The sequence below is a fragment of the Taishania pollutisoli genome (assembly GCF_014518315.1).
GTDB lineage: Bacteria > Bacteroidota > Bacteroidia > Flavobacteriales_D > Crocinitomicaceae > Taishania > Taishania pollutisoli.
Genome location: NZ_JACVEL010000001.1, coordinates 647,293 through 673,028, shown reverse-complemented (window position 1 = coordinate 673,028; position 25,736 = coordinate 647,293). Strand labels below are relative to the sequence as shown.

General features: G+C 41.9%; 21 protein-coding genes. 11 read left to right on the top strand and 10 right to left on the bottom strand.

Translation table 11 applies throughout. The features are described from left to right. Positions 1 to 31: 31 nt before the first annotated feature. Complete coding sequence (locus tag H9Y05_RS02810; RefSeq protein ID WP_163490586.1) at positions 32 to 391, bottom strand: hypothetical protein; 360 nt, start codon at positions 389 to 391, stop codon at positions 32 to 34. Between the two features lie 319 nt (positions 392 to 710). Between H9Y05_RS02810 and H9Y05_RS02805 the strand changes: the two genes are divergently transcribed. Then, positions 711 to 2,138: a glycosyltransferase gene (locus H9Y05_RS02805; protein ID WP_163490585.1), complete on the top strand. Its 1,428-nt coding sequence runs from the start codon at positions 711 to 713 to the stop codon at positions 2,136 to 2,138. 119 nt (positions 2,139 to 2,257) lie between these two features. Next, positions 2,258 to 4,369 carry a Tex family protein gene (locus tag H9Y05_RS02800; protein WP_163490584.1) on the top strand — a complete coding sequence of 704 codons (2,112 nt, stop codon included), beginning with the start codon at positions 2,258 to 2,260 and terminating at the stop codon, positions 4,367 to 4,369. 24 nt (positions 4,370 to 4,393) lie between these two features. Here H9Y05_RS02800 and H9Y05_RS02795 read toward each other — a convergent pair whose 3' ends face one another. From H9Y05_RS02795 to H9Y05_RS02785, 3 genes are all read right to left on the bottom strand, one after another. Next, the gene (locus H9Y05_RS02795) at positions 4,394 to 5,125 is read right to left on the bottom strand and encodes a LytR/AlgR family response regulator transcription factor (protein ID WP_163490583.1); all 732 of its coding nucleotides are present in this window, start codon (positions 5,123 to 5,125) and stop codon (positions 4,394 to 4,396) included. After that, positions 5,091 to 7,919: a sensor histidine kinase gene (locus tag H9Y05_RS02790; RefSeq protein WP_216713437.1), complete on the bottom strand. Its 2,829-nt coding sequence runs from the start codon at positions 7,917 to 7,919 to the stop codon at positions 5,091 to 5,093. The genes H9Y05_RS02795 and H9Y05_RS02790 overlap by 35 nt, the downstream gene beginning before the upstream one ends. Before the next feature lie 761 nt (positions 7,920 to 8,680). Then, on the bottom strand, positions 8,681 to 9,043 hold the full coding sequence (locus H9Y05_RS02785; RefSeq protein ID WP_163490581.1) for a hypothetical protein: 363 nt from the start codon (positions 9,041 to 9,043) through the stop codon (positions 8,681 to 8,683). Between the two features lie 104 nt (positions 9,044 to 9,147). Between H9Y05_RS02785 and H9Y05_RS02780 the strand changes: the two genes are divergently transcribed. Genes H9Y05_RS02780 through H9Y05_RS02750 form a run of 7 tightly spaced genes read left to right on the top strand, consistent with a single transcriptional unit; the run spans position 9,148 to position 16,784 of the window. Next, positions 9,148 to 10,170: an AAA family ATPase gene (locus H9Y05_RS02780; RefSeq protein WP_163490580.1), complete on the top strand. Its 1,023-nt coding sequence runs from the start codon at positions 9,148 to 9,150 to the stop codon at positions 10,168 to 10,170. A gap of 53 nt (positions 10,171 to 10,223) precedes the next feature. Continuing rightward, positions 10,224 to 11,090, top strand: coding sequence for a DUF58 domain-containing protein (locus tag H9Y05_RS02775; RefSeq protein ID WP_216713436.1), 867 nt, complete (start codon positions 10,224 to 10,226; stop codon positions 11,088 to 11,090). After that, positions 11,091 to 12,125, top strand: a complete 1,035-nt coding sequence (locus H9Y05_RS02770) for a hypothetical protein (RefSeq protein WP_216713435.1) — start codon at positions 11,091 to 11,093, stop codon at positions 12,123 to 12,125. 19 nt (positions 12,126 to 12,144) lie between these two features. Next, entirely contained in the window at positions 12,145 to 13,179 is a 1,035-nt protein-coding gene (locus H9Y05_RS02765; RefSeq protein WP_216713434.1) for a vWA domain-containing protein, read from the top strand. Next, entirely contained in the window at positions 13,172 to 14,329 is a 1,158-nt protein-coding gene (locus H9Y05_RS02760) for a VWA domain-containing protein (RefSeq protein ID WP_163490576.1), read from the top strand. Before H9Y05_RS02765 ends, H9Y05_RS02760 begins: the two co-directional genes overlap by 8 nt. After that, positions 14,326 to 15,084 carry a tetratricopeptide repeat protein gene (locus tag H9Y05_RS02755; protein ID WP_163490575.1) on the top strand — a complete coding sequence of 253 codons (759 nt, stop codon included), beginning with the start codon at positions 14,326 to 14,328 and terminating at the stop codon, positions 15,082 to 15,084. Before H9Y05_RS02760 ends, H9Y05_RS02755 begins: the two co-directional genes overlap by 4 nt. Further along, positions 15,084 to 16,784 carry a BatD family protein gene (locus H9Y05_RS02750; protein WP_216713433.1) on the top strand — a complete coding sequence of 567 codons (1,701 nt, stop codon included), beginning with the start codon at positions 15,084 to 15,086 and terminating at the stop codon, positions 16,782 to 16,784. The genes H9Y05_RS02755 and H9Y05_RS02750 overlap by 1 nt, the downstream gene beginning before the upstream one ends. Here H9Y05_RS02750 and H9Y05_RS02745 read toward each other — a convergent pair. Then, positions 16,781 to 18,235 carry an O-antigen ligase family protein gene (locus H9Y05_RS02745; RefSeq protein WP_163490573.1) on the bottom strand — a complete coding sequence of 485 codons (1,455 nt, stop codon included), beginning with the start codon at positions 18,233 to 18,235 and terminating at the stop codon, positions 16,781 to 16,783. The genes H9Y05_RS02750 and H9Y05_RS02745 overlap by 4 nt on opposite strands. Then, on the bottom strand, positions 18,235 to 19,230 hold the full coding sequence (locus H9Y05_RS02740; protein WP_216713432.1) for a Wzz/FepE/Etk N-terminal domain-containing protein: 996 nt from the start codon (positions 19,228 to 19,230) through the stop codon (positions 18,235 to 18,237). The genes H9Y05_RS02745 and H9Y05_RS02740 overlap by 1 nt, the downstream gene beginning before the upstream one ends. 184 nt (positions 19,231 to 19,414) lie before the next feature. Here H9Y05_RS02740 and radA point away from each other — a divergent pair, with 184 nt between their 5' ends. Further along, positions 19,415 to 20,779 (top strand): DNA repair protein RadA, encoded by a 1,365-nt coding sequence (radA, locus tag H9Y05_RS02735; RefSeq protein ID WP_163490571.1) that lies wholly within the window; start codon positions 19,415 to 19,417, stop codon positions 20,777 to 20,779. Positions 20,780 to 20,989: 210 nt separating this feature from the next. After that, positions 20,990 to 21,817, top strand: a complete 828-nt coding sequence (locus H9Y05_RS02730) for an Abi family protein (RefSeq protein WP_216713431.1) — start codon at positions 20,990 to 20,992, stop codon at positions 21,815 to 21,817. Positions 21,818 to 21,841: 24 nt separating this feature from the next. On the opposite strand, the gene H9Y05_RS02725 is transcribed toward H9Y05_RS02730, so the two are convergent. Genes H9Y05_RS02725 through H9Y05_RS02710 form a run of 4 tightly spaced genes read right to left on the bottom strand, consistent with a single transcriptional unit; the run spans position 21,842 to position 25,580 of the window. Next, positions 21,842 to 22,411, bottom strand: a complete 570-nt coding sequence (locus H9Y05_RS02725; protein ID WP_216713430.1) for an RNA polymerase sigma factor — start codon at positions 22,409 to 22,411, stop codon at positions 21,842 to 21,844. 12 nt (positions 22,412 to 22,423) lie between these two features. Beyond that, complete coding sequence (locus H9Y05_RS02720; RefSeq protein ID WP_216713429.1) at positions 22,424 to 23,377, bottom strand: transketolase family protein; 954 nt, start codon at positions 23,375 to 23,377, stop codon at positions 22,424 to 22,426. Positions 23,378 to 23,380: 3 nt separating this feature from the next. Beyond that, the gene (locus tag H9Y05_RS02715; protein ID WP_163490568.1) at positions 23,381 to 24,733 is read right to left on the bottom strand and encodes a vWA domain-containing protein; all 1,353 of its coding nucleotides are present in this window, start codon (positions 24,731 to 24,733) and stop codon (positions 23,381 to 23,383) included. A gap of 4 nt (positions 24,734 to 24,737) precedes the next feature. After that, complete coding sequence (locus H9Y05_RS02710; protein WP_216713428.1) at positions 24,738 to 25,580, bottom strand: transketolase; 843 nt, start codon at positions 25,578 to 25,580, stop codon at positions 24,738 to 24,740. Positions 25,581 to 25,736: the final 156 nt, after the last annotated feature.

Genomic DNA, 25,736 nt, shown 5'->3' with positions numbered 1-25,736 from the left:
ATTCTTTCAATATTATTGTGTGTATGATTGATTAATACAACTCTTCTTTCAAAGCTGTACGGTAATCTTTGATCTCTTCACGGTTAATTTTATGCTCTGCGTTTTTCAACAAGTTCAGTAAGTAAAGAAGATTCTCTTTGTCTTCTACCTCAATCGGGTACTCATTACCGTCCTCGTCTTCATCGTACTGCGCTTCTACATCAAAAGCATCATTAGCGGAAAGGTATTCGTAAGTCAAGCGTAATACTTTTGTTACCAAAGGATCTTGTTCTTTTAAGGCAACTTCTCTCAGCTCTCGTAAATCCTCCACCAGGTTAGGAGCTGAAATTCCCTTCTTCTCAACCTTCTCAACAATTGCATCCAACTTCTGATTTGCTTCCGCAGTCTTCATGTCTTTTCTTTTAATAAGCTTTTTTCCAAATAATTACCTACACCTAAACCGATTAATTCAGATGTATTTACGATGCAAATGTAATCAACTTAATGCATAAAAACATAATTCAGTACATTTTAATCTAAAAATAGTTGTGCTTCGACGATCTCCTGGTGGTTTTTTGCCGTCCGATATTCTGTCTGATTGTTTCATTGTTCCACAGCTTTTCGGAACCGGATTCCACACCTTGGGGAAAAATTCTACAATTAACAGGTGTTTTTGCCCGAAAAACCGTGTGGAATGGTGTTTGTCTTTCCTTTTTACAAAAACAGACACTATGTACAGAGAGAATACATTATCCATTTCAGATGCGAAAGCGAATGAAGAGCAAGCGATACACCAGACGAGGAAAATAAACAGGAGTCGATTGAAAGAAAAGTTAACATCCCGTGATACGCTGATCATTATCGGGACATTGTCCCTGCTGATAGGCGCTTTGATTCTGGTTATCGTTTTACAACCCTACTTTGAACGATTGCACACAGAACGGATGCAATCTTTTTGGGGAATTACCCTGATTTCAGCAGGATTTATACTGCTTGCATTGAAAGTAGCCTTCCTGTTATACCTGGTTGTGTTGTATATCCGGTACAAATCAGTGAAATCCGTTTCAGATGAGTTGCTCCCCACAGCGACCGTTATCGTACCTGCTTACAATGAAGGGGAATTGGTCTACCAAACATTGATGAGCCTGGCAAAAAGTAATTATCCGCAGGAAAAACTGCAGTTAATTTCAATTGATGACGGAAGCCGTGACGACACGTGGCAATGGATGCAAAAAGCCAAAGCAGAATTGGGTGACAGAGTTGCTATTTTTCAGCAACCCGAAAACAGGGGGAAACGACATGCGTTGTACCGCGGATTTAACCTGGGAACAGGAGAAGTGTTTATTACGGTTGACAGTGATTCCATTGTAAAAGAAGATACACTCCGCAATATGACCAGCCCGTTTGTGGTGAATGAAAAATGCGGGGCAGTAGCAGGAAACGTGCGGGTACTGAATACCCGGAAGGCACTGATTCCAAAAATGCTAAATGTCAGCTTTGCATTCAGTTTTGAGTTTGTGCGCTCTGCGCAAAGTACATTGGGTTCCGTTTTGTGTACACCGGGAGCGCTTGCAGCATACCGGAGAGAGGCAGTGATGGAATGTCTTCCTGACTGGATCAACCAGAAATTTATGGGGCAACCGACAGATATCGGAGAAGACCGTGCGATGACAAACATGATTTTGAAACAAGGATTTCATGTGTTGTTCCAACGAAATGCATACGTGTATACCAACATCCCGGAGAAGTACAAAAACCTGTACAAAATGTTTATCCGCTGGGAAAGAAGCAATGTGCGCGAAAACATCATGATGAGTAAATTCGCTTTTGGAAAATTCCGCGAGGAATCAACATTGGGACCGAGAATCTTGTTGTTGAACCAATGGTTGCGCATTTCTCTGGCATACCCGATGATTCTGTTGATGCTGTTCCTGGTTGTTACACATCCGGTCTTATTTATCAGTTCGACATTGCTCGGAATCCTTGTTTTCTCAAGTGTACAAGCCCTGTTTTATGCAAAACGACACAGCGTGTCGGAGTCATTCTGGGCATATCCGTATAGTGTATTTTATGCGTTTTCTTTGTTCTGGATTACGCCTTATGCCATTGCAACAGCCAATAGAAGGGGCTGGTTGACGCGTGGATTATCAAGTAAGTAGTTAGTTAGTTTGGTAATAGTTAGAGTAGCGATGTGAAAAGCGGCGGGTTAGCAGTAGCCCGTCGTTTTTCTATTTTAACACACCAGGTTTTCTTCCTTTTTTGTACATTCAGCGCCTGTATGGAAAAAGTTCAATATATCATTCAGCTCACTTCTTTGAGCAACCGGTCGGTAGAAAATACACTAAAACTATTGGAATCAGGAGCTACGGTTCCGTTTATTGCCCGTTACCGAAAGGAACAAACGGGGAACCTGGATGAGGTAGAGATAACATCCATTCGGGACGAAGCGAAGAAATACGATGACATCATTTCCCGTCAGCAGACGATGCTTAATAGTATTGAACAGCAAGAGAAGCTGACACCCGAACTGGAGGAAAAAATCCGTACAACATTTGACCTGGCAGCGTTAGAAGATATTTACCTCCCCTATAAACAACGCCGGGAAACAAAAGGTGATAAAGCCAAAAAAGCGGGATTGGAACCACTGGCAAAAATGATTATGTCACAGCGCGGAGGAGATGTGTTGGCAATGGCATCCCGCTTTGTGAAAGGAACAGTGGAAAGTGAAGAAGAGGCCATTCAGGGAGCAAAAGACATCATTGCGGAATGGATCAATGAATCGGTTACGGCACGTGCAAAATTACGAAACTTATTTGCCAGAAAAGGAAAATTAACCGCTAAGCTGGTGAAGGGGAAAGAAGAAGAAGCGGAGAAATACAAAGATTATTTTGACTTTTCAGAACCCTTATACAAAGCTGCGTCTCACCGTTTTCTCGCATTATACAGAGCTGACCGGGAAGGATTGTTGAAATTGACTGTTCAACCTGAGAAAGAAGAAGCACTACAGGTGCTGTACCGCCAGTTTGTGAAAGGAACAGATGAATGCGCAGGTGTCGTTGAAGAAGCTTGCGACGAATCCTACAAACGGTTGCTATTACCGTCACTTCAGAATGAAGCCATCCAGGTACAGAAAGAAAAAGCAGATCTGGAAGCAATTAAAGTATTTAGTACCAATCTTCGTCAGCTGCTACTGGCCCCTCCTTTGGGAGAAAAACGCGTACTGGCGATTGATCCCGGATTCAGGACAGGTTGCAAAGTTGTCTGTGTGGACGAACACGGAGATTTGTTGACCAATGCGACCATTTATCCACACCCGCCGCAAAAAGAAACAGCTCCTGCGAAAGCAAAAATTGCCCAGCTGGTAGAAGCATACAAAATTGATGCAATCGCGATCGGAGACGGAACGGCAGGTCGTGAAACAGAAGCATTTATCAAGCACATTCATTTTAACCGGGACATCCAGGTGTTCTCTGTCCGGGAGGATGGAGCATCCATCTATTCTGCCGGAGCAATTGCGCGGAAAGAGTTCCCGGATTATGATGTAACTGTCAGAGGTGCCGTTTCCATCGGACGAAGATTAATGGATCCACTGGCAGAATTGGTGAAAATTGACCCGAAATCCGTTGGTGTCGGCCAATACCAGCATGAAGTGAATCAAACGGCGTTGAAACAAGCCCTGGATGATGTGGTCATTTCTGCCGTGAATACAGTTGGTGTAGACCTGAATACAGCCTCACCATATTTGCTGAGTTATGTTTCCGGATTGGGAATGCAACTGGCTGAAAACATTGTAGCACATCGATCGGAAATAGGGAAATTCACTTCCCGGAATGACCTGAAAAAAGTAAAACGATTGGGAGATAAAGCGTTTGAACAGGCAGCAGGATTTTTGAGAATCAGAGAAGGAGTAAATCCATTGGATAATTCAGCCTTACACCCGGAAAGCTACAAGCATGTTGAGAAGATTGCCAAACAGTTAAAGTTGACAACTGTCGAACTGATCGGGAATTCCGAACAATTGTCCCGGTTGAAACAAACAGATTTTCCGGAAATTGATACCTATACGTTCAACGATATCATCAACGAACTCAAAAAACCGGGCCGCGATCCGCGCAAGCAGGCAAAAGTACTGGAATTTGATGCCGCGATCCGAACCATTGAGGATGTAAAGATCGGTATGGAGCTCAACGGAATTGTTACCAATGTAACTGCATTCGGAGCGTTTGTCAATATTGGAATCAAGGAAAACGGATTGATTCACAAATCACAGCTGGCCGATGAATATGTCGAAGATCCTTCAAAATATATTGCGTTGCATGAACATGTAAAAGTACAGGTCATGGAGATTGATGCTCCACGGAAGCGCATAGGATTGAAGCGCATGAAGTAAAGGTATACAGAAGTTGACCGCCCTTTAAAGATTCAGTTTCTCCCGCAAAGCGTTTCTCCCGCTTCCGGAAACTTTGAACACTTCCCCGGTAGTGAGTTCAACGCTTCCACCGTCATTTTTATTGATCCGTTTGATACAATCAACATTAATCAGGTGGGATCGGTGGATTCGGACAAAGGAAAATTTCTGAAGAATGTCTTCAAAGAAACCCAGTGTTTTGCTTGCGAATATTTTTTCCCCGGTATTCAGGTAAACATGTGTATAGTTTTGTTCCGCTTCCATCCGGATAATGGAATGAATGGGGATGATCTCCAATCCGTTGATGTCCGGAATAATTAGCTTGTTTTCCAGTAAGTTGACTTCAGCGGTGTCATTTTCCTCTGTTGACAATTTCGCGTGATACCGTTTGATGACGTCAATTACTTCATGGATATTGATCGGTTTCAGAATGTAGTAGAAAATGCCATTTTTAACAGCTTCAATTCCTTTGGAATCATCAGCGGTACACAAAATCGTTTTCGAAGCCAGTTCCGTGTGTTTTCGAATGAGTGACATGCCGTCTCCGTCAGATAATTGCAGGTCAAGAAATAACAGGTCGAAGTCAGAATTCCGGATCAACACCAGCCCCTCTTCCAGGTTGGAAGCACAAGCGGAGTATTCCGCTTCCGGAATGTATTTCCTGATAATTCCTTTTAACAAGCGCTGGGCTTCAGGCTCATCTTCAATGTGAATGATTTTTACTTTTCTTTGCGACATATAAATGTACATTGGTTCCCGGGTGTGCAGCCTCCATCACAAGGTAGCTGTCCCGTTTGTTTTCGTCAATCAATGACAATCGCTCATTGATATTCTTCAGAGCAATCGAATTGCCTTCCCGGTTGGAATTTCCAATCCCAATTCCGTTATCCGTTACCGAAAGTATGAAATAGTTCCCATCCTCAGTATAATCAATTGTAATTTTCCCTTCCGGTTCATTGCTTTTCTGAATGCCGTGCCAGATAGCATTTTCAATAATAGGTTGGAGGATAAACACAGGGACCATGATGTTTCCCGAATGATTGTTCAACCGGTCAGAGATCACTAACTCTACCCGTTTAGACAACCGGTTTTGCTCCAGCAATAAGTACTTTTTGACCAATCCAATTTCTTCGTACAGCGATACCAGATCTTTTTTACTGTACGAAAGAGATAAGCGGAGGTAATTGTCCAGGTTGGTAATTAATTGACTGCTCCTGATTGGGTCATTTTCAATAAAGCTGGTTTGGAGCGAGTTGAAGATATTTGATAAAAAATGAGGCTTCATCTGCATAATCAGCATTTTCATGCGATTTTGGGAGGCATCGAACCGTTGCTGTAACTGTTTTACTTTTCGTTTGCGCTGAGCAATCAGGATTGATGAAACAACAATGACAATCGCAAGAATAACAAGAAAGAGAAACAAGTTGGTTTTATGGAAAGGAGGAGGATTGTGGATAAACAAGATTAGTTTCTTGTCAAATGGCAGACTCCTGTCATCTAATTTTGCCTTGATCTCCAATTCATATGCACCGTACGGAGGGTCGATAATGGTAATCGTTGGTTGACTGGACAGGTTCCACTTTCCTTTATTGATGCGGTAGTAAAACACAACTGATTGGGCAGAAAAAGGGAAATAAATGTATTGAAGATTAACCTGCATCAGGTTGTTTTCTCCCTTTAAAAATACCGTATCGCCGGATAATTGTTTCCCGTTGACAAAGACGCGTTCAATTTTGAAATTGACATTCTTTTCATAATTAATCTTCTTAATGGAAGCGTCATTGAATGTATAAAAACCGTTTTTACAAATGAGGAAGTAATCTGTACCTATTTTTTCAATTCCCAGCTTATAAGGAGCAGTGATGCCGTCAAAACGATTGATTTCCATCAGGATGCTGAGGTCGTCAGGGTCGAGTTTTACAATGCTTGACTCCCCCAATCCCCAGATTTCCTTACCAACCATCTGTATTTTTTGAAGGTATTTATAATTGTTGTATACTTTCAGTAGCTGATGCGTTTGTATGTCCAGTATCAGAATAGTTCCGTCTTCCTTTCGGACGAGTAAATACTTTGAAGTAGCACAGACATTTCGAAGGTTCATGTCATCTATTAACAGCGTTGTTTTCTTGGTATGAACATCTGTTTTTCGCAATCCGCTCAATCCGACGGAATAAATAGAGGAACCAATGGCGCATACATCAAAAACATAGCCCGTATACCAGTGAACAGCTTTGATTTTTCCCTTTTTCCAGAGAATGGAATACAACCCGGAAGATGTCCCGATGTGAAAGGACGTGTCTGTTTCAAAATGGCATTTATACGATTCGCCATCAAAGCAATAACTTTCACCAGAAGAGCAGGAAGTCCATTGATCAAATACAAGCCGTTTCATAGGTCCGGGTTTTTTAGCCATGAGATAAGCTGTATTGTAATAATATTCCAGGTCCCAATCCTGGAAAAAAGCGGCAATATCAGTGGAGGTAAGAATTTCTAATCCTTCATTGGTTACCCGGTCGATACGTTTCGTGATTCCCTTTTTTCTGATCAGGTAGTGATAAGATGAGGTTGTAGACAAGGTAATAACGCTATCAGCGGTTTTGCTGTGGGAGGTAATATCGTCAACATTTCCTAAATCTGTGTAAGTGATAGAGGGAGAGAGTGCTTTTTCAAACCAGATGCCTTTGGAATAATCGCAAAACCAACTGTTTCCATACCGGTCTTTGTATACCATCACTACATCTTTATAAGTTGTATTGTAGCAGGAATTGTAGGGAGTAATTGCCTTTGTTGCCAGGTTCAACTTAAAAATCCCGGCTTTCCCACTGAGCAGGATATGATTGGCATCCAGTTTGGAGATGTGCCTGAAACCATCCATGAAGCCCGCAGGGAGTAATTCCTTTTTATTAGTGACTGTATTCCAGATTTGGATGAATGCTTCACTCTTTTTGTTGATCAGAAAAGATGCAACGATATCTCCGACAACTGCTCCTTTTTGATAACTATACGGATGATGTTTGGTCCACACCCGCTTTTTTTGGGAATTAATCAGCACTAAAACAGAATCAATTGTTGCTACATGTCCGTCCACACCGATTTTGTGTGTCAGTTTAGAGTTAACGGAGCCAATGTATATATTTCCCTGCTCATCTTCCGAGAAATAGTTGAAATGAATGTCGTGCAGGTGTTCTGTATTTTTAACCCGGTGGATACTGTCATTGTAGATGTAGGTCATGGGTGCTTGTCTGTTTCTCAACCACAGCCTTCCTTTACGGTCTTTGAAAAAACCCCAGGAGAACATTGTCGTCAGGTTATCTCGCAAATCTACCTTTGTGAAGGTATAACCATCATAATAAGCCAACCCTTTATCCGTCGCGATCCATAATTTCCCCGTATTGGATTCGGCACAATCATGTACGGAATTTCCGGGAAGCCCCGAATAATGATTAAATAAAACAGGAACATTTTGAGACAACAGCTGTGTCGTTAAATGAAACAAAGAGACAAGGAATATAAATAGCGTTTGTTTCGCCATGGAGAAACTTTGAAAGTTCAACACAAATATAAATTATTTAACAGATAGTAAGAATAGTTAAGCGTCTCTTTCAGAAGCAGATTTTATTGACCTGTAAGCAAAAACAATCATGATTGGGTTGTTCAATAATTCAAAACAGGCATTCAATCATTCAGAAGGGTGTCCCACTAACTGGTTTGTTTTTTATAGGGTAAAACGATTTTTTACATCGAAATTTGCTTTGTCGCTGGAAAAGTTGAATTAGGTTAAAACATAAATTGTGTAGTTGATAGTAGCATTAGGGAGATTGAATTTATTTATTTTCTCTTTTGCTACTCCATGGTTAGGTTGAAGATTAACTATTTACTTACTTAATAGCACATAATTAGGTCAATAATACGCTAGCCACTAGTGGTAAGTCTCCTGCGGTAAATTTACTGCAGGAGCTAACCATAAGACAGGTTTCCTCCCATGAAAAACAGGGACATAAAAATCATTCAATAACCGGCAAGGTTTATTTAATAATTCATACAATCTATTCAATAATTGGATATGCTTTTCACTTGTAAAATAGGTTTATTACGCCGAAATTCGTTGTGTTAACTAGTTGTTTAGATATATACGAAATATAATGGTACGCTTTAGTCATGCAAAACCGATAGTTGTAAAATAAACAACGAAAGATTTCATATATAACAAGTAGTTTCTACTGTTAGCATTTTTAGGTAAGAAAACGGAGCTGTCTTAAGAGACGGCTCCTTTTGTTTTTAATGCAACGGGTTTTACCGGACATAATCCTGTTTCACCACCAACATGTACTGATCGTTTTCTAATTTGAGATATCCTTGTTCGTAGCAAAAATAGTAGATGGCTCCTTTTTTCGTTTCGTATACGTTGGTAAAGTAGTGAAAGTTGAATCCCTCTTCAGCAAGTGTGATCCCGTCTACGGTGTTTTTGCCGTTGGGATTCAATTGTTCCAGAATGCGGCGGTTTTTGCGTAAAATATTGTTGATGCGCCGTACATACTTGTTTGCATCTTCATGTAGCCGGTTGTTGTAGGTATTTCGACATTGATCGGAACAAAACTTCTGGTCTTTCCGACCCCTGAGTACAGAGCCACATTCCAGGCATTCTCGTTTTTCCATCTCTAAGTGTTATAATTTCACAATGTTAACAATATTTAACAGCATAATCAAGCCCTACAGCAACGGATATGCTCAACTTTGTATGTTTCATCTTTTAAAAAATTATGTCAGAAAATATAAACCAACCATTAAGCCCGGCAGAAACACTGCGCCAACTGAGTGAGAAAATTGCCCTGGAAGTAGCTGGAATTAATACGTTGAGACAGGAAGTGGCAAAAGTAATCGTTGGCCAGAAATACATGGTTGACAGATTATTGGTTGCCTTACTGGCTGACGGACACGTATTGCTGGAAGGTGTTCCCGGATTGGCGAAGACACTGGCTATAAAAACACTTTCGGAAGCAATTGATGTCGATTTCAGCCGGATTCAGTTTACTCCGGATTTACTGCCGGCCGATGTGACGGGAACATTGATTTACAATCAGAAAAGTGAATCTTTTTCCATTAAAAAAGGACCGGTTTTTGCCAATTTCGTATTGGCTGATGAGATCAACAGAGCACCCGCAAAAGTGCAATCAGCGCTGTTGGAAGCCATGCAGGAACGACAAGTAACAATCGGGGATGAAACATTTATGCTGCCGAAACCATTCCTGGTACTGGCAACGCAAAACCCGATTGAACAGGAAGGAACCTATCCGCTTCCGGAAGCACAGGTGGATCGTTTTATGTTGAAAGTGTACCTGGATTATCCGGGGATTGAAGAAGAACGAATGATTGTGCGCTCCATTGTTCGTCCGGAAGGCCTTCCGAAAGCACAGAAAGTGATTACATCGGATGACATTCTTCGGGCAAGGATGTTGGTGAAAGAAGTCTACATGGATGAAAAGATCGAACGTTATATCGTTGATCTTGTCTATGCCACACGAAAACCACATCACTACGGATTGGAATACCTGCAACCGATGATTACCTTTGGTTGTTCGCCACGTGCATCCATCAACCTTGCACTGGCAGCAAAAGCATACGCATTTATCAATGGAAGGGCATTTGTTATTCCGGAAGATATTCGTGCCATCGCTCCGGACGTAATGCGTCACCGGATCGGGTTGAGTTATGAAGCAGAAGCGGAAAATTTATCTGCCGCAGACGTGATTAATAAAATTATCAATAAAGTTGAAGTTCCGTAAGGAACCAGGAACATACAGCAGGAAAAATCGCGATTCACTTTACAGGAAGTAAAATGGAAACCAAAGAGTTGTTACAGAAAATACACCGCTTGGAAATCAAGGCAAAAGGACTGACCAAGCACATCTTCTCGGGAGAATATCATTCTGCCTTCAAGGGAAGAGGTATGGCGTTTTCTGAAGTACGCAACTACCAGGTGGGAGATGAGGTCCGTACAATTGACTGGAATGTTACCGCGCGATTCAATGACCCGTTTGTAAAAGTATTCGAAGAAGAACGGGAACTGACACTCATGCTCATTGTAGATGTCTCCGGATCTGAAAATTTCGGTTCGACAGATAAATCAAAACGCGATATCATTCTTGAAACAATGGCTGTTCTGGCATTTTCTGCCTTGTCAAATAACGACAAGGTGGGCGCCGTTTTTGTAAGCGATGATGTTGAACGTTACATTGCCCCTCAAAAAGGTAAGAAACATATTTTGTACATCCTTCGTGAATTTATTGCCCTGCAACCGAAAAGCAAAAAAACAAACCTGAGCAACGGACTGAAGTTTTTCAGAAATACACAGAAAAAACGAACCATCTGTTTTGTTATCAGCGATTTTATTGATGAAAACAATTTCATTGAAGGAATGAAGGTAACACGCAAAAAACACGACCTGATCGCGTTGAAACTGGAGGATCCTTCTGAATATGAATTACCTAAAATGGGATTCATACAATTGTATAACGCCGAAACAGGTGAGACAACCTGGGTGAATACCAACGATGCCCGTACCAGAGACGAATTCAGAACGAATTTCCTGGAACAGAAGCAGCATACCCTGAAAGAATTCAGCAGAAACGGAATCGATTATGCTGTTTTGAATACCGGTGAAAATCACATTGTTTCGCTGGTGAATTTATTTAAGAGCAGGTAAATGGCAAAAACAATTCACATAGTCCGTTCAGTTTTTTCTCTGTGCAGAGCAAAAGAGGGAAATGTGTTGCGTGCAAATCGACTGTTTGTTTGCGTTTATTGTGTGTGTACTTCCGTTGCGTTTGGACAAGAGCTATCTGCTTACCTGAATCACGACCGGGTAAAGATGGGAGAAGCGGTTGTGTTGAAATTGGTGGTAAAGCTTCCCGAGAATTCAGATATTTCAATTGAGCCGTATGAAAAGGAATTTCCCGCATTGCGTAAAAAAGAAGATTCCCGGGTAAGTGAGAACAGGATTGTACTGGAAATAGAAAGTGCATTTAAAGATACGATAAAGCGTTCCGGTAACAAAATCACATGGATCGGATCGTATTCACTTGTTGCATGGGATACGGGGAAGATTGTAATACCGCCCCAGAAGGTCATCATCAACGATTCTACTTTTCTGTTTAACGAAACAGCATTTACAGTCATTTCAGAGACGATCGGTGTACAGGATGAATTGTTTGACATCGAAGAAGGATTTGCAACTGTTCCGGATGAGCTGACCTGGTTGCAATGGTTGAAAACCTATTGGTACATCACAGCGGGAGGAATCGTACTTATTACCGCCTCCGTATGGTGGTATATCAAACGAAAAAACAAACAACCTGTAAAAATGGAAACGGTGATGTCGCTGAAAGACAGGACATTGTTTGCAATCAATGTGTTGGACAAGCAAAAGTTGTGGCAGGAAGGAAAACTAAAACAGCATTACTCGGAAATGTCCCACATCATGCGTTCGTATTTATCCGGACGATACGGTCTTAATTTATTGGAACGGACAACATTTGAAACAAAAGCATTACTGCTTCAAACAGGTTTACCGGCTGATACGGTTGAAACATTTATGACCATCCTGCGACAGGCGGATATGGTGAAATTTGCCAATTCAACCACTGACGAACTGAATATTTTGAAAATTTCCATGCTTGCAAAGCAAATTGTAGCAGAAACAAGTCCGTTGGAAATCGAGAGTGAAGAAAGAAGAAGTTGAAATAAAGTGTGACTAAACAGTGAGTGGAATTTTAAATATACGGTTTTGGGAATTTGAGTTCTTTGCTCCGCACTGGTTGTGGCTGTTGCTGCTCGTGCCGTTTTTACTCTGGTTTCTGTGGCGGTCGGAAGTGAGGAAGCCGGGAGAATGGAAATACACGGGTACAGTTACCACTCAGAAGAAATACGGTTCGCGATTCATTCATGTCATTCGAAAAGTATTGATCGTCAATGCAGGAATTGTACTGATGCTGCTGATTCTTGCCATGTCCAAACCATACAACTGGAATGATCATGTAGACAATAATCACGATTATAAAAACGGGATTGACATTATCCTGACCATTGATATTTCCGGATCTATGCTGGAAATGGATTTTCAACCCAACCGCATTGAAGTTGCCAAAAAAGTAGCAAAAGAATTTGTTGATGGGCGAAAAGGAGACCGCATCGGGTTGGTCGCTTATGCAGGGGAGGCTTATACCGCTTGTCCGGCAACAACCGATTACGATGTGCTGAAAAAACAAATTGACGCGCTGGACTGTTATGCTAATATTGAAGGAGGAACAGCGATTGGTGTGGGTCTGGGCACAGCGGTAACCCGTTTGAGAAATGACAGTATTCCATCAAAAGTGATTATTCTGCTAACAGACGGAAGCAACAACATGGGGGACATTTCACCGGAAGAAGCTGCCGATCTGGCAAAAGCAAAAAATGTGCGGGTGTATACGATTGGAGTGGGAGCAGAATCGGGTGGAGTAATGACCATCAATACACCGTTTGGAGTGATTCAACAACCGGTAGAATCGGATTTGGATGAAAATACGCTGCAGCGAATTGCGGTAAAAACAGACGGAAAATATTTTCGTGCCACAGATGAAAAAAGCCTGCGCGGAATCTACGATGAAATTGAAAAAATGGAAAAACGGAAAATCATTGACCGTCATTTTCAATCGGAACCACCGGCAATGCCACAGTCATTTTTAAATGCAGCATTAATTCTGGTTGTTCTCGGATGGGGTATTCCACGTTTTTTATTCAGACAAAATGATTAAGCAGGAAGCAATGACATATCAACTGAAACGCCTGGCATCACTCGTAATCGTGTGGGAGCTGATCTTTTGGGCTGTATTCGTGGTGTTTGTGAAGTCAGGAAACTTCCTTTATTCAGGAAAAGGTACTTTTTTCTCGTTTCAGGAACCGCAACAGCTATACTGGCTATGGATGGTAGTGATAATTGCGGGAATCTTCCTGTACAATGCCTATCGCAATGAAAAAATATACCTGAGTGCGGGGGAAAAGATTCGTTCTACTGTTTTTAAGCCGGTTGGGACTAAAAAAGCATTTATCAGTTACCTGCTCTTTCGCAATGCACTGGTCTTTTTAATCATTGCCATGGCGCAACCTGCATTCGGAAAGAAAAAAGTGGCTGGAACGGTGCAAAGTATGGAATTGGTCATTTGCCTGGATGTATCGAATTCGATGAATACAAAAGATGTGGATCCGGCTATCTCCAGACTGGGAATTGCTAAGCGGGCGATCAGTGAACTCATCAATAAGCTGGGAGGAGAACGTATCGGGATTTCCATTTTTGCAAGCGATGCGTATACACAGCTGCCATTGACATTGGATTACTATGCCGCCAAAATGTATGTCAATGACATTGAAACCAATATGATCTCCAGCCAGGGTACAAATATCAGAAGCGCGTTGGAAAATGCGTACTCCATTTTTTCAGACAACAAGAAAATGAGCAAAGCGGTTATCCTGGTTACGGATGGAGAAAACCACGATGAAGACCCTTCGGATATCCTGGCGAAATACAAAGAAGAAGGCATTCAGCTGGCAGTATTGGGTATCGGAACGCGAAAAGGAGGTTTGGTTCCGGTTGATCCTGAAATGCCGGAAAAAGGATACAAAAGGAACGCGCTTGGAACAACCGTTCATTCCAAATTAAATCCGCAGTTCATTGAACGAATTGCGGAAAAAGGAGGCGGATTGGCTGTTGTAACAGAAGATGCTTACCCGGATTTGCGTAAAATGTTGAAAGAAATTACACACATGAAACGGGTAAAGACCGAGTCAATGGATTTTGAAGTAGAAGAACAGCGGTATCAGATTCCGTTGGCAATTGCACTGGTGTGTTTTGCAGGATATTTGATATGGTCAGGAATGTATGTAAATAAGAGTCGATCAAACAGATGAAGTACGTTGTATATATAGTGTTTCTAATCAGCTCTTTTGCAGGGTTTGCACAGGAATGGAGAGATTCATTGGCTGTGGCAAGAGATGCGTATCAAAAACAAGAATACGGCAAAGCGCTGAAATATTACCGGTCTGCACAGGAAAAAGCACCGGAAGGAGTCGACCTGTCAAAGGAAATGGGACAATCAGCTTATAAGAACCTGCAATACAAAGATGCAGAGAAGATTTACCGGCAGCAGGCTTCTGCGGAAAAAGTACCGGCAGAAAAAGCAAAAGCGTACCACAACCTGGGAAATAGTCTGATGCAACAAAAAAAGTATGACGAAGCAATTGAAGCATACAAACAATCCCTTAGAAACAATGCTTCCAATGACAAAACACGACATAATTTATCAGAAGCCATGCGCCTGAAGAAAGAACAGCAGGAGCAACAAAATAAAAATCAGTCTCAGGATCAGAAAGAACAACAACAGAATCAGCAAAATCAGCAGAATCAACAAAATAAAAATAACCAGGGAAATCAACAGCAGCAAAATCAGAATCAAGGACAGAACGGACAGCAAAATCAACAGAATCAGCAAGGTAGTCAGGGAGGAAATCAACAACAAAAGAGCCCGGGCGGAGGATCAAAACTTCAGGACAAGGCGGTAGAGAAAAAATTGGACGAATTAATGAAACAAGAATCCGCGACCAAGCGTAGAATGGGAGGGAATAATAATTCCGGCGGATTTTCTAAATCAGGGAAAGATTGGTGATGAAAGCAGTTATAGTACATAGTTGGTTTTGTATTCTTTCCTTTTGGGCGTTCAACCAGAAGGGGAGAGTACAGTTAACGGTTGAGCCCGAAGAAGTAGGAATCAACCAACCATTGGCCATTACGATTAATTCAAATGTCGAAGGGGACATTGTGGAGAACTGGCCCTCTAATTTTGTGAAGGGATATGGAATTCAATCCCTTTCCCGTTATGTGCAAGACGTCAATACAGGGAAAATGGTGCAGGAGCACGTTGTCGTGTTTACAGGAACGTTTAACAAGGTAGGCAAATATAAAATAGGACCGTTTTATGTGAAGGCAGGAAATAAAACGTATACATCCAATTCTGTCAAAGTGAACGTTGTCAGCAGCCCGACACAAGGAACCGGAGAAGATATTTCCAGGCAACAATTGCGTCAGCCGGCCTTCGGAACCATTGAAGTTTCTGCGACTAAAATTTACGAGGGAGAACCGTTGGTGATGCTGGGAAGGGTATATGCACGTGAACGGACGTATGGAAGACCGGTATTGAGAAGGCCGTTTTCAGTAGAGGGAGTAAGTGACGTATATCCGTTGCAGCAAACGGAAATGTGGGAAAATGTATCCATCAAACGAAAAAATTACGAATCGTTTGCATTTGAAAAGAAAGTATTGTTTCCAGTAGGAAGCGGAACACTCAATATCCAGCCCTTTGAAATCTATTTGCCTTTCGGAACACAGGATTACAATGTCGTTTCCTCTGTTCCGGTAGTTGAAGTCATCCCGTTACCGGCTAATTCTCCTTCAGAGTTTATCGGGGCAGTAGGAGAGTTTTCCGTTGAGCAGAATTGCGGAGCTAAAAAAATGAAACAAGGGGACATCATCCAGGTGGAGGTCATTGTTTCGGGAACAGGAAACCTGCATGCAATCGAAACCCCTGTTCTGCCGTTGCCAAAGGGAATGAATACCTATGGAGACGCGGAAGTAAAAGAAGACTATATTTTTAATTCCCAGGGAGCGGTGGGAAAAGTGACGTATACCTATCACATACAGGTGACCAAAGAAGGAGATCAAACGATCAAACCGGTAAAAATTGCATATTTCAATCCGAAAGAAGAAAAATATGTTTCTGTATCTGCTCCCAAAGCGATTACGGTCTCTGTTACGGGAGACCCTGCGTTTGAATTGCAGAATGATACGGATTCAATGGCGCTGACGAACCGGAATGCGGACCAGAAAAATTTGAATGATCCGTCGCAACGCCGATTTTTCTCCGGTGAAAACAGCTGGATGTGGTACGGAGCAGGAGGATTGCTGTTACTCGCTGGAATAGTACTGTTTTTGATGTTAAAACCTAAAAAAGGAAAAGAGGAGCAACCTGTTTCACAGAAACAAAAAAGCATTGAAAAGCCCGTAGCTGTCAGTGAGGCCAGGGAATTAATCAGCCAGGCTTCTTTCTACCTGCGGGAAAAACAAGCTGATAAGTTTTATAGTTCGATTGAAAAAGCACTGGTTGTTATTATGGCCGTCAAACTCAAATTACCCGCAGATACAGGGATGGGAAGAAGTGAAATGCTGGAAGAACTAAAAATACAGCAGCATGCATCGGTTCCCGTGATTCAAAAGTTGCTGGAGAAATGTGACTACGCACGTTTCGGAGTTGCTGATTCAGAAGATGAACAGGAAATAATTCTCAAACAAACAGAGCAGTTGATCGGTTAATTTGGTTCGGATTGTTGTGGTATTTGTTGCTTGCGCTTTAATTCTGCTTCCAGGGCAATGAAGATGGCACACATTCCCCAGATCGGAACACAAGCTTTGTCGGTATCTAAGTAATTGTTCAGAAATGCATGGACAAAATAAGTCGTCAGAGACAAAATCATACTCATGATCAACACCCGGTTTTTGCGATCTTCTGCCGGCCATTTTACATATAGGGTGATGGATTGATAAAAAATAGCGGCAACGACGCCCAGGAAGGTCAGTAATCCGAAAACCCCCATTTCAGCAAGTGAACCCAGGTACTCGCTGTGTGCATTTCCCAAATCTCCGAAATTAGTAGAAATGACGGTCAGGTTTTCAGGCCGCTGAAAGCGTGCATATTCAAATGCATACGTTCCCGGACCAAATCCTGTGACTGGTTTTTCAGCAAACATATCCAGTGCACATTGCCAGCGATTGAGGCGTTCCAGGTTGGAAGCATCCGTTGTAACATTGGTTGCCGATTGCAGACGCTCTCCGAAGTTTTCCGTTGTGTGTTCCTGCTTGTTCCGTTCCAGGTACTGCGTAATCTGTGTCCAGCTGACCCATAAAATTCCTCCGGTTATCAGTAAGGTTGTCACAATCCATTGAAATTTAATCTTGAAATGGATCAATAAGAACACACCGAATGCAGCAACAATACTCAACCAGGCGGCTCGGGTATATGAAAAATACAACCCGATCAGTGTAATGAAAATCATGCTGAGCAAAATAGCCTGAACCAATGCCGTATGCTTCTTATAAAAATACAACCCGACTACCAGCGGCGTAATCAATGCGACAATGGCTCCGTAAATGGTGTGATCTTTGAAAAACGGCCACATCACCCAGTGCCCTTCCTGTTCACCGAATCGGTACTGCGCGTGGATCACCAGGGTATAGCAAATGGAAATGATCATCCCGATACAAAACAACCAAATAAACAAGATTCTGTTCCGTTCGGATGCGAAAAAAACAGGCCCCAGAAATAACATCGGAATCATTAACCACAGGTGTGCCAGTAAGAACTTAAACGATGTTACCGGCATGGTACTCAGGATGGAACTGATCAGCATCCAGAAAAGGTACAGGCAAACGGTCCAGATAATCGGAGATTTCCAGACAGTGGACGGAATACTTCCCCTGTACAATTGTTGAATGCAGAAAAGTAACAATAAGCCGAAGAGTAACGGCTCTGTCGGGATAAACAATCCGAAACTGTCCGTGTAACTTTCGATATTGACGGAAAGCGGCGTCAGAAAAGCGATGGATAAAAAAGCGATGCGGGAGTAAAAGATTGCTGCGAATATGGCAATCAACCCGACCGGAAACAGTGTTAAGAATTCCTGTTTGTTCCACATCAAATAAGCGGCAATAACCAGGTAACAGGTACTCCAGAATAAAATCCAGCTATTTTGACGAATAAATTGCATCAAGCGATTCGCTTTAATTCACCAATTTTTTCACGAATCAATAATGCGAAGACAATAAAAAGAAATGTTCCCATTGTCCCCAAAAGAACAACAACCATTCGTTTCGGCTTATCCTTTTTATCGGCAACAACCGCTCTTTCTACAATAAATTTGTGGTTCAGTTTTGCGTTGGCATCCGATTCCGTTTGTTCATATATTGCCATGAACAACTCAAATGCAGTGATTTTTTCTCTTCGGATGTGCTCTAATTCATCATAAAATGGCCCGTCTTTCTCATTGACAAGCAATTTCTCTTTAATTTCGGCCTTTTCAGCAGGGCTTTTTGAATCAACAAATGCCTGGTACAATCCGGCGCGGGCATCAATATTCATGACTCCCAACTTAGCGAGACTGTCGATTTGCACGCTAATTTTATTGAGATCTTCCTGAAGCATGTCGCGCTTCCGTTGTGCAACTTTAAACGCCTCGGCGGTACGCTGGGCGATCATTTCATTTTTCATCGTATCAATCAGATCAACGACTTTGTTGGCCATTGCTGCAGCTTTTACCGGATCTTTGTCCAATACGTCAATTTGAATGGAACCGTAGCGGGTACGTGCGAAATTAAAGTTGCTGTTGAATTCCTTTACAAGCTTGTACTGCTTGTTCACATCATCCGGACTGATTTCATAGTGTTTGTACAAATCAAATTGGTGGACGATTTCATCCCGGATACTGGAAGACTGAAGGATTTGAACCATTTGTTCTGCCTGCTCTTCCTCTCCGAAGTCCATCGAAGATGCTTTTGCATTTCGTTGTTCAGAGAACGAAACCGTACTGGTTGCCGTGGGGAAAACAATTGCAGTGGAACGGAAAATGGGTGTCATTAACAGTGAAATAATTAATGAAACGATAAACCCGACAGCAGATACAAGGATGATTACTTTTCTGTTTTTCCAGATAAATAACAATAGATTTTGACGATCCTGTTCAAACTTTTCAATGCTTTCAGTCATTTGATAACTTTTAGTTTTATAAGAAGTGCGAATTTAGTTTTAAAAATTCATTTTGCGTATAGAAACTCGATTAAACCTGAAATATTGTGAAAGTAAATTAAAAAAACAGCAGAATATCAGTCCGGCATTGTATGTTGTAGCCGATGGCGCTTTTTAAATCCAACAATATGCTTATTTTCGTAGTATGGCAAAATTGAAATCAGCTTATTTCTGTCAGAATTGTGGTCATGAAGCCCCGAAATGGTTGGGAAAATGCCCGTCCTGCAATGAATGGAACACGTTTGTGGAAGAATTGATTGAGAAAACACTTCCCGGAAACATCGTCGCATTTTCCAAATCGGGTAAAACGTCTAAACCAACAGCGATTCTCGAAATCAAAGGTGTGGAACAGGAACGCCATTTTCTGGCTGATAAAGAGATCAACCGTGTGCTTGGAGGAGGACTGGTTCTCGGTTCTTTAGTGCTGTTCGGAGGAGAGCCCGGGATCGGAAAATCGACCCTGATGCTGCAACTGGCGATTTCCGATAACAATTTACAGGTACTCTACGTTTCGGGAGAAGAAAGCGAACAGCAGATCAAGATGCGTGCAGAACGGATCGGCGTTCAGAATCCGAAGTGTTTTATCTTGTCAGAGACAAATATTCAGAATATTTTCAAGCAGGCGGAAGAGATTCAGCCACAATTATTAGTGATTGATTCCATCCAGACCCTGTACAGTTCCGACATTGAAAGCTCACCCGGAAGTATTTCCCAGGTACGCGAATGTACAGCACAATTGCTCCGCTATGCCAAGACCACAAATATCCCGGTTTTCCTGATCGGGCATATCACCAAGGAAGGTTCCCTGGCAGGCCCCAAGGTGTTGGAGCATATGGTGGATACGGTATTGCAGTTTGAAGGAGATCGCAATCACGTGTACCGCTTACTGCGTTCGGTAAAAAATCGCTTCGGGAGCACCAATGAACTGGGAATTTATGAAATGGTTGGTTCCGGACTGCGTCAGGTAGAAAATCCTTCCGAAATATTAATTACCAATGCGGACAGCTCATTGAGTGGTATTTCGATTGGTGCTACAATGGAGGGAATGCGCCCGATGCTGATCGAAGTGCAGGCATTGGTGAGCACGGCAGCTTATGGGACACCACAACGCTCGTCAACTGGTTTCGACAGCAAGCGCTTGAATATGTTGCTGGCAGTAATGGAAAAACGATGCGGGTTTAAACTCGGGGCAAAAGATGTATTCCTGAACATTGCCGGAGGAATCAAAGTAGATGATCCTGCATTGGATTTGGCAGTAGTTGCTTCCGTCTTATCGTCAAATGCCGATATTGCGATCAATAAAAGTATCTGCCTTTCGGCGGAAGTAGGTTTGTCGGGTGAAGTACGCCCGGTGAATCGCATTGACCAGCGGATTTATGAGGCGGAGAAATTAGGTTTTGAGAAAATCATTATTTCGAAGTACAACAAAGGAATCAATCAAAAGGATTTTAAGATAGAATTGGTCCAATGCGGAAAACTCGATGAAGTAGTGAGGGCATTGTTCGCTTAAACGATTCATAATCAAATATGAAAAATAATTTAAAAACGTGTCTTAATCCGAAAAAACATATTACATTTGTAATGACATGCTTACCCCGCTTCCCGCTGATCAGCGCGCTTAGGGTAAGCTTTTTTATTTTCTAATCATGATAAATAAAATACCCTACTCTAAAAATTTCTTAATTATGAAGATCAATTAATTCAATTGAAACAACGTGGTATGTTGATCGAAGATGATGCAAAGGCGTTACATCTGCTCCAGCATATTAGTTATTATCGTCTAAGTGGTTATTGGTTTCCTTTGTTAAAAGATAAGAAACAGCATCTTTTCAAAGAAAATGCGACTTTCAATACTGCTTTTAAATTATATTGTTTTGACCGACAATTAAGGCAAATGGTTCTCTCTGAAATTGAAAAAATAGAAGTCGCCATTCGTGCAAAAATTGTTTTTATAATGGCTGAAAAACACGGACCTTTCTGGTTTCAGGATGGAAATGTATTTAAAAACCTAATAAAACATGCAAATTCACTTTCGAAAATAGGAGAAGAATTTCATCGAAGTGATGAAGAATTCATAGTGGCATTTAAAGATAAATATTCTGACGAGCTACCTCCCGGATGGATAACAATGGAAATTACTTCTTTTGGAACATTGTCTATGTTATATAAAAACATTAAACCGGGTAAAGAAAAAAGAGCAATTGCACATCATTTTGGATTGTCTGATTCTGTTTTTGAAACATGGTTGCATAGCATTGTATATTTGAGAAATGTATGTGCGCATCATACCCGTTTATGGAATCGTGCAATGAGTATTCGGCCTCAAATGCCCAGAAATCCACATAAAACATGGTTGAAGAATCCATCTGTTTCTACTAATCGTACTTATTTTATTTTGAGTATGCTACTTTATTTTTTACAAACAATTAATCCAAAAAACTCTTTCAGTGAAAGGCTGAATAAGCTACTAAGTGAGTATAGCAATGTAGATATTAAAGCACTGGGATTTCCTGGCGATTGGAAAGAAGAAAAATTATGGGGAAATTAAAAACAAGATAGCGTGAATTTTTTGTTAGAGATTTGAACTATAAGTGTCACATAACCTCAAATACTCCTCAATTTTCTTCACAGCATGGTGATAATTGGCTTTTAATCCGCCTTCGGAAACACCCGTTAATTTGGAAATTTCGGAGAATTTCAGATCCTGAAAAAACTTTAATTCAAACACTTCTGCTTGTTTTTGCGGGAGTGTTTCGATAGCAGCCATCAGGTGCCATTCGATGACTTCCGTAGAAATGTTGTTGAACCCGAAATCCTGCGCAATGACTTCAATGCTCGTTTCGCCCAAATCGGATGTGAACCGGATTTTTTCTTTTTTGATGTAATTCAGCGCTTCGTTATTAGCAATGCGGTACAACCAGGAATAAATACTGGAATCGCCCCGGAAATCTTTCAGGCTCTGAAATACTTTAATAAAAACGTTTTGCAGGCAATCTTCCGTCCACTGACGGTTTTTGGTCAAACGCTGGATTTGCGGAAACAACCGCGGACCGAATTGGGTGACAATAATCGTGAAGGCTTCGTTGTAAGAAGAAGCACTCTGCTTTGCCAATGTTAATATGTCGTCGTCAGAGTGCTTCAATAGGTATTGATTTTATTTTCTGCTGATCACTTTCAATGCCGCGGCAACAACATCCGGTGTGTCGATGTGATACTTTTTCATCAGATCATCCGGTGTTCCCGATTCTCCGAAGGTATCATTTACAGCTACGTATTCCTGTGGTAATGGGTTGGTTCTCGCCAGTAACTGTGCAATTGAATCTCCCAAACCTCCGTTGTACATGTGTTCTTCTGCTGTTACTACACACTTTGTCTTCGCTACGGATTGTAAGACAGCTTGCTCGTCCAAAGGTTTAATGGTGTGCATATTTATTACTTCCGCAGAAATCCCTTGTTTCTCCAGCTCCTGAGCCGCTTCGATGGACTTCCATACCAAATGGCCACAGGCGATGATCGTTACGTCTGTTCCTTCGATAATTGTGTCTGCTTTCCCGATGATAAATTTAGCATCCGGCTTTACAAAAATCGGAACACTCGGACGTCCGAAACGCAGGTAAACAGGACCTTCATGAGCTGCGCAAGCAATTGTAGCCTGTTTTGTCTGGTTGAAATCTGCAGGTACAATCACAGTCATATTCGGCAGCATTTTCATCATCCCGATGTCTTCCAGAATCTGGTGTGTTGCACCGTCTTCACCCAATGTTAACCCGGCATGTGAAGCAGCGATTTTTACATTTTTGTTGGAATAAGCGACCGATTGGCGGATTTGGTCGTACACACGCCCGGTAGAGAAGTTGGCAAACGTTCCGGTGAACGGGATTTTCCCTCCAATGGTCATTCCTGCAGCGATGCTGATCATGTTCGCCTCCGCAATTCCTACCTGGAAGAAACGTTCCGGGAATTCTTTTTGGAACGCGTCCATTTTCAATGAACCTGTGAGATCGGCGCACAAAGCCAGTACATCAGGATTGTTCCGCCCCAATTCCAAAAGCCCTTCACCAAATCCCGAACGGGTATCTTTTTTTCCAAAAACTTCGATTTCAATCATCTTTTAAAAGTTTAATGAGGTTGTTTTATTCGAATAGATTCTAAATTCTTTTTCTGTTGTGTAAATGGTGCTTTTGACCTTTCTAAAACGGTATACAACTTTATAATTTCCCGGTTGTAACTGCCAGGAGCCCTGCACCGGCTGATCGTCCAGATTGCATACCCAGGTAAAAGTACCGTCACCATTCACAGTAAATACCTGTCCGGTAATTGCACTGGTGGCTTTGTAAGTAAATAAGCCGGGTGCTGTAATATCCACTTTACTGACACTGCTTTGAGTTACGTCAACTGTCAGGTAGGTCCTTGGCAGCGTCAATATCTCCAGGTCGTACTTCCCGATAATGTATTTATCCGTTTCGCCGTTTTGCTGTACATTCAGCGTTGCCGGATTTCCTGTTTCCATAATCCGGGAAGGAATTACATAACTTTTTGTTCCGTTCAGCACGCGTGTTTGAATATATCCCTGGGGAACGTCAATGGAAATGATATTGTGCGTGTTGCGTTTCAGTTTGATTCCTTTCAATTCCCGTTTCGGCAAGGTGTTGACCACCATGTCGTATTCCAATGCAGGGTCCATGATCACTGTATCCGGTACATTGTTTTGATTCATCGTGTGTGTGAACGTATATTTCAACTCTTTTGTGCCCGCCTTGTACAGGAATAAGGTCACATTGGTTTCTTTCGGCTCCCCGGAGTTGGTGTTGAGGTTGATCTGAACGGTTGTATTGACCAACGCTTTGTTGACCACATTGTTCAGAACTTTTTCAAAGCTTTCCGGTGTTTCTGCGTCGGCATATTCACCGATACAACGGAATTTTTCCAGGTACGATAAGTCCATTCCCACACCGATCACAAAGGGTTTTACATTAACTCCCTTGTCTTTTAGCTTTTTTGCGATGACACATGGGTCGTTGTCACATGCTTCCAAACCGTCTGTGATAAGAATGATCACATTGCGGGATTTGGCATCCGGGAAATCTCCTGCCGCTGCTTCCAGTGACCGGGCAATAGGTGTCGTTCCTTTTGCCTGTATGGTTCTGATCCTACTTTTAATCTGACTGTGATTGTTGCTGCCGAACGGAACTTCCAGTTTGGTATCGTTACAATCCTGATAGGTTGCTGTGATTTCGGATTGGTGTCCGTATACGCGCAGCGCGACTTCCAGGTTTTCAACCCCTTCGAGTTCTGTCACCGATTTTGCAAGCAATTCCTTTGCTGCATCAATACGGGTTCTCGATCCCCATGTTCCGTTCATGCTGTTGGAAGCATCCAGGATAAAAAGGATGCGTGTCAGCTGTTCCTGTCCGAATGATGGCAGACAAAACAATAAGCATGCTATGACAACGTATTTTCTCAACCGATTAGTAATCTCCTAACGTTTCTTCCAATTGATTCAACGCACTCTCCAATTGTTCCGCATTTGGTGCTGAACCATGCCACTTGTGGGTTCCCATCATGTAGTCAACTCCCTGACCCATTTCTGTTGTCATCAGGATGACGATTGGTTTTCCGTGACCTGTTTTTGCTTTTGCTTCAGCTAATGTTTTGCGCATATCGTCAAAATCATGACCATTCATTTCCAATACGTACCAACCAAAAGCTTGCCATTTTTCTTTCAGATTCCCCAACGTAATCACATCGTCTACATCTCCGTCGATCTGACGTCCGTTGTAATCGATTGTTGCAATCAAATTGTCTACTTTGTGAGCAGCTGCATACATCGCCGCTTCCCAGATTTGTCCTTCCTGTAATTCTCCGTCACCGTGAAGTGTATATACAAGGGCATCATCCACATTCAGTCGTTTTACTTGTGCGGCGCCGATGGCGTTTGACAATCCTTGTCCCAATGAACCGGAAGCCATGCGAATTCCTTCTAATCCTTTTGCCGGAGACGGATGCCCCTGCAAACGGGAAGAAATTTTTCGGAATGTACTCAATTCAGCTACAGGAAAATAACCACTTCTTGCCAATACACTGTACCATACGGGACTGATGTGACCATTGGATAAGAAAAATAAATCTTCATTTTTTCCATTCATGTCAAACTTTTTCGGATCCTGTTTCAACACTTCAAAATACATGAGTGTAAAAAAGTCTGCACATCCCAAAGACCCACCCGGGTGTCCTGAACTAACTGCGGCAACCATACGTACAATATCTCTGCGTACCTGAGAAGCAATTCGTTTCAATTCGCTGTTTTCCATATTCTGCTAAATCGTTTTTGTTCGATACTTATAGAGCACAAAACTAACTTTTATTCTCCAGTTCTAAAAATCAAAAAACAGAGTATTTTTCAAGAGTTATTAAGAATTGTAAACAAATGAGAACAAATTCATACAATGATTTTCCATTTCTTCCAA